The organism is Candidatus Regiella insecticola LSR1 (genome assembly GCF_000143625.1).
GTDB classification, from domain to species: Bacteria; Pseudomonadota; Gammaproteobacteria; order Enterobacterales; family Enterobacteriaceae; genus Regiella; species Regiella insecticola.
The window spans coordinates 7,026-12,174 of the sequence record NZ_GL379708.1 but is presented as its reverse complement, the minus strand read 5'-3'; the positions used below and the strand labels follow the sequence as shown (position 1 = coordinate 12,174).

The window sequence follows — 5,149 nt, the reverse complement described above, 5'->3', positions numbered from 1 at the left end:
TCGGCGAACACCCGCAGCAAACAACGCGGCGGCTTCAAAGGCGAAGGGTATAATAGTCACACTAGGCACTCCGACAAGAACGCCTAGTATAGGAGAAGGAATAAAAACCACAAGTCTTGTTGGTTATATCCTTACTTTTTACTTTCTGGTGCTACAGCTTGCCATGCCCACTGAATCAATTGATCTTCGAGCTTAAAACGTGTGTCAAGTGCTTCACCAATATCGGACAATGCCAGGTTAAGTTTTGAGTAACTTTCATCATTGATGGTCACGTTGAGGTCATTATCGTGCCATTTCATGATATGTTCGGTATTATTTTCTAACTTGGGATAAATTTCAGTAGTGAGCGCCATTTTAGGGCTCGATTGTCCTTCTGCTTGTTGGATAATGGTATCGTAGATCTGAAAATGACCCGCCAAAAGATAATCAATCAAATTTTGCTTAAAATTCTCCAGCGCTTTTTCATTGAATGGAGTATGCTTCGGCTTTTGCGGCTTTACACCAATAACGGTGCAATAACGGTGCAATAGGTGACGAGTAGTTCTTTACGTGCATGAAGCCATTTATCAATGCATTTATTACTGCCACCAACACGTTGAGTTAGGTTTTTCAGTCGGTTGAGCATAGTGGATTCCGTAAGTTATTAATATGACGAAGTAAAACAGCCTTTTGTTAATATTGGCTACAATTTTGGTAGCGGGCTGCTATATGTAACATTCTAAAATGTAACAAGTCAAAATTTAATATACCCTTCGCCTCTGAAGTTGCCTTCGGCTGCCAAGGCGACCGACCGATGAGCGTAGACATACTAGGTGATTCGGCGAACACCCGCAGCCAACATGCTTCAAAGGCGAAGGGCATAATCCAGGTGCTAGAGTGCCAGTGAAGCTGATGTTGTGCAACAAGGATATAATTTGGGAAGCCATTTTATGAATAAATTAAAAAATGATCGCTATCTGCGCGCTTTGCTGCGCCAACCTGTTGATGCTACTCCGGTCTGGATGATGCGCCAAGCTGGCCGCTATTTACCGGAATATCAAGATATCCGCAAGCAGGCGGGTAATTTTATGTCATTGTGTAAAAATCCAGAATTAGCCTGTGAAGTCACGATGCAACCTTTGCGACGTTATCCCTTATTAGATGCCGCTATTGTATTTTCTGATATTTTAACCATTCCTGATGCTATGGGACTTGGACTCTATTTTGTTGAGGGTGAAGGCCCGCGTTTTGACAAACCGATAACGTGCCGAGCGGATGTGGAGAAACTCCCTGATCCTGATCCAGAACAAGAATTAGGTTATGTGATAGATGCGGTACGTAAGGTTCGACATGAGTTGGCCGGTAGCCGACCCTTGATTGGTTTTTCTGGCAGTCCATGGACCTTGGCAGCTTATATGGTTGAAGGAGGGAGCAGCAAAAATAATAATTTTACTAAAATAAAAAAAATGATGTGTGATGACCCAGAGAGTCTAAAGTTATTATTGGAAAAACTGACGAAAACCGTAACTCAATATTTAAATGCACAAATCAAGGCTGGTGCGCAATCTGTGATGATTTTTGACACCTGGGGAGGGTTGTTAACCACCAAAGGTTATCAAACATTTTCTTCGCACTATATGAAAAAAATTTTGAAGGTATTGATTGGTGAAAATGAAGGGCGTCCTGTGCCTGTTACCCTATTTACTAAAGGGGGAGGGCACTGGTTGGAAGAAATAGCATCAACAGGCTGTGACGCTATAGGGCTAGATTGGACAACTGATATTGCTAGTGCTCGCCGTCAGGTAGGCGATAAAGTGGCGTTACAAGGTAATATGGATCCTCATATTTTATGTGCTCAGCCAGAACGTATTCGGCAAGAAGTGAGTAGTATTTTAGCGGGTTATGGTGAAGGGAGTGGCCATGTGTTTAATTTAGGTCACGGTATCCTTCAGGATACACCACCAGAAAATGTTGACGTATTCGTTAACACGGTTCATAGTTTTTCTCGTCAATATCATCAATCGGTTACTGATACATTAGCGCTGAGTGGGGCACCCTTGCTGTCATAGGTATACCGCCGCGTTGTTGGTTGCAACGAAAGGATCCTGGGTATATGTTCTGTCATTTCAGCTATTTTGCTGCTGATGACAGAAAAAGATAAATGTTAGAGAAGATATGATGTTACGTAATCCGATTCATTTGCGTTTCGAAAAGTTGAAAATTGGCAAAGTCTGACGTTTATGGTTTGTCTATGTGAGCGAATGTATCCCAATTATCATAAATTTTGTTTAGAAACGGGCTTTGGTGATGCTAGGATTTATCGCTGCATTCTGGATTTATTGTGGGAAACTTTACTGGTAAAGAATGTTAAGGTAAATTTTGATCATCAACTTGAAAAATTAGAAGATCTCATTCCTTCGGCGAAAATTGATTCGATTTATGGAGTTTATCCTGCGATTGATGCTTGTATTGCGTTAAGTGAAGTTGTTCATGCCCATTTGAGTGGTGAAACTTTGGATCACACTATTGCTATTAGCGAAGTTTCTGTACGTACAGTGGCGATGTTGGCGATGACGCTGGTGGGTAAAGAAATGACAGAGGATGAATTGAAGATGTTGCCCGCTGTGATGGAGGAATGGGATATTCAATGGGAGATTTTTCGTCAATTAGTTGATTGTAAAAAACCTGATCTCGATCTTATCAAAAGGTTGCGATCTGAAATAAAAGCAGCGGCAGTGAGTAATATTGGTATAAATTTAATGCAATTAAAGAAAAAACGTGATTAAACCCTCAATTTGAGGCGTTTGAAGACTTCACAGCAGCGCCTGTCTGTTCTACATCGGGGGGCTGAAAAATGAGTACCTAGTGCCTGCATGCTTAAGAGCCTATTCGAAATCTTCTTTAGTGATGCTCAATTGATGAAAAAATGAGCTAAAGCGCAGTTTACATAGAATAAGTGGGTATTTTGAGCTTTTTTTTGACGAAATATTAGCGAGCACAAAAGATTTCGAATAGGCTCTAGGAGTGTTCTTAGTGCTAGATAGTTACATACAATAAATTTATTTTAAGGATAGTTTATGAATAAGACGCAATTGATTGATAAAGTTGCAGAGAAAATAGGTAGTAGCAAAACTGATGCTAGAGCTGCTGTAGACGCTATTCTGGATAGTATTACTGAAGCTTTGGAAGAGGGCGAGCAAATGCAGATAGTTGGTTTTGGCACGTTCAAAACCAGTAAACGCCAAGCACGTAAGGGTCGTAATCCACAAACCGGCGCAGAAATACAAATTCCAGCGACGACTGTCGCTACTTTTACTGTAGGTAAAGAACTAAAAGATGCAGTGAAATCATCTTCTGAAGATGCAGGTAAAGGGGCTGTAATGAGATCAGCTTCTGCAGCTCCTGCAGTTAAGGGGAAAAAACCTGCAGAGAAAAAAAGGGTTCGAGTAAGAAATAAGCGTGTTCCAATAAAAGTAATGATAAATAAAGGGAGGGATGATTAATCCCTCCCTTTATTTATAAAATTTATTGATCGCGTGCCATATAGCCGAATCAATCTAATTTGATGCAGACGGAGGAGCACAAACAGTACAAATAGTACGGCAAGCGACGACAACACTTAAATCAAGTTAGACTGATTTGGCTATAGCGCGATAGCCAATATCGGTACGGCAAAAACTCCCTAGCCAGCGAATATTTTTAGTCAATCGATACGCCTTTTCTTGCACCTCTGCGACAGTAGCGCCGAGAGCCGTTACACAAAGAACCCGTCCCCCGTTAGTCACTAGCTGTTTACTGTCATTGAAACAGGTTCCTGCGTGAAATACTTTTTCATTATTATCTACCACTAGTTGTTGCGCTAAGGGCAGTGGTAAACCTTCAATAATATCTCCCTTACGGTAAGTACTCGGATAACCTTCGGCGGCCATGACGACACCTAATGCACAATATTGATGCCACTCAGATTTTTTTTCATCCAATTTTCCTTGTGCACCGGCTAAACAAAGTTCGACTAAATCAGATTGCAGACGTAACATGATGGGCTGGGTTTCTGGATCGCCTAAGCGGCAATTAAATTCAATCACTTTCGGTTTTCCGTCAGCTGAAATCATTAAACCGGCGTATAAAAAACCAGTATAAATGTGTCCTTCGGCTGCCATGCCACGTACTGTTGGCCAGATAATTTGCTCCATGATCCGTTGATGGATCTCATCTGTGACCACTGGTGCCGGTGAATAAGCCCCCATGCCACCGGTATTGGGTCCGTTATCGCCATCTGCAACACGCTTATGATCTTGGCTGGTGGCCATAGGTAAGATGTGTTCACCATCGACCATAACGATAAAGCTCGCTTCTTCACCTTGGAGAAATTCTTCGATAACGATACGATGGCCAGCATGACCAAAAACATTACCCGCCAGCATATCATTCACCGCGGCTTCAGCTTCTGCCAGTGTCATGGCGACCACAACCCCTTTTCCAGCCGCCAATCCGTCGGCTTTAATCACGATGGGAGCCCCTTTTTGGCGAACGTAAGCTAATGCTGTTTCGACATCAGTAAAGTTTTGGTATTCAGCGGTTGGAATTTGATGACGCGCTAGAAAATCTTTGGTGAAAGCTTTAGAGCCTTCTAATTGCGCAGCGGCTTGTGTCGGGCCAAATATCGTTAGATTGGCGGCGCGAAAATTATCAACAATTCCCATGACTAGCGGTGCTTCCGGGCCAACAATCGTCAAATCAATAGCATGACTTTGAGCAAATGCTAATAACCCTTTGATATCTGTGGCGGCAATATCAATATTTTCTAATTTAGGCTCTAGCGCAGTGCCTGCGTTGCCTGGGGCGATATAAATTTTTTTCGCTAAAGGTGATTGGGCTGCCTTCCAGCCGAGCGCATGTTCGCGTCCACCATTACCAATAATTAAAATATTCATCTGAATGATCCCGTAAAATTATGCGGTTTAGAAAAATAAGGGGATGTTAACTTAATAGACCCTTTCCAAACCGTAGTTTGGAAAGAGGTTTAATGACGGAAATGGCGCATACCGGTAAAAATCATGGCGATATTATGCTCATTGGCGGCGGCAATGACCTCTTGATCACGCAGTGAGCCGCCAGGTTGGATAATACAACTGATGCCGACAGCGGCTGCCTCATCAATCGCATCGCG

At 42.5% G+C, this 5,149-nt stretch carries 4 protein-coding genes and 2 pseudogenes; 3 read left to right on the top strand and 3 right to left on the bottom strand.

Translation table 11 applies throughout. The features are described from left to right. Window positions 1–131: 131 nt before the first annotated feature. A pseudogene (gene rsd, locus REG_RS09695) lies at window positions 132–625 on the bottom strand (sigma D regulator). 304 nt (window positions 626–929) lie between these two features. Between rsd and hemE the strand changes: the two are divergent. From hemE to REG_RS14745, 3 genes and pseudogenes are all read left to right on the top strand, one after another. After that, complete coding sequence (gene hemE, locus REG_RS09690) at window positions 930–2,048, top strand: uroporphyrinogen decarboxylase (protein ID WP_039908756.1); 1,119 nt, start codon at window positions 930–932, stop codon at window positions 2,046–2,048. 109 nt (window positions 2,049–2,157) lie between these two features. Next, window positions 2,158–2,765 (top strand): annotated as a pseudogene (locus REG_RS09685) (YjaG family protein). A 291-nt stretch (window positions 2,766–3,056) separates the two neighbouring features. Next, entirely contained in the window at window positions 3,057–3,482 is a 426-nt protein-coding gene (locus tag REG_RS14745; protein ID WP_006705474.1) for an HU family DNA-binding protein, read from the top strand. A 126-nt stretch (window positions 3,483–3,608) separates the two neighbouring features. Here the strand turns inward: REG_RS14745 and purD are convergent, their stop codons facing one another. Together purD and REG_RS14920 are read right to left on the bottom strand one after the other, a co-directional pair. Continuing rightward, complete coding sequence (gene purD / locus REG_RS09675; protein WP_006705473.1) at window positions 3,609–4,913, bottom strand: phosphoribosylamine--glycine ligase; 1,305 nt, start codon at window positions 4,911–4,913, stop codon at window positions 3,609–3,611. An 89-nt stretch (window positions 4,914–5,002) separates the two neighbouring features. Then, the coding region (locus REG_RS14920; protein WP_039908753.1) for a phosphoribosylaminoimidazolecarboxamide formyltransferase at window positions 5,003–5,149 on the bottom strand (147 nt) is incomplete at its 5' end.

Excerpts from the sequence above, each read along its gene's own strand:
- REG_RS14745 (WP_006705474.1), top strand. The coding sequence starts at position 3,057 with ATGAATAAGACGCAATTGATTGATAAAGTTGCAGAGAAAATAGGTAGT.
- hemE (WP_039908756.1), top strand. The coding sequence starts at position 930 with ATGAATAAATTAAAAAATGATCGCTATCTGCGCGCTTTGCTGCGCCAA.
- purD (WP_006705473.1), bottom strand. The coding sequence starts at position 4,913 with ATGAATATTTTAATTATTGGTAATGGTGGACGCGAACATGCGCTCGGC.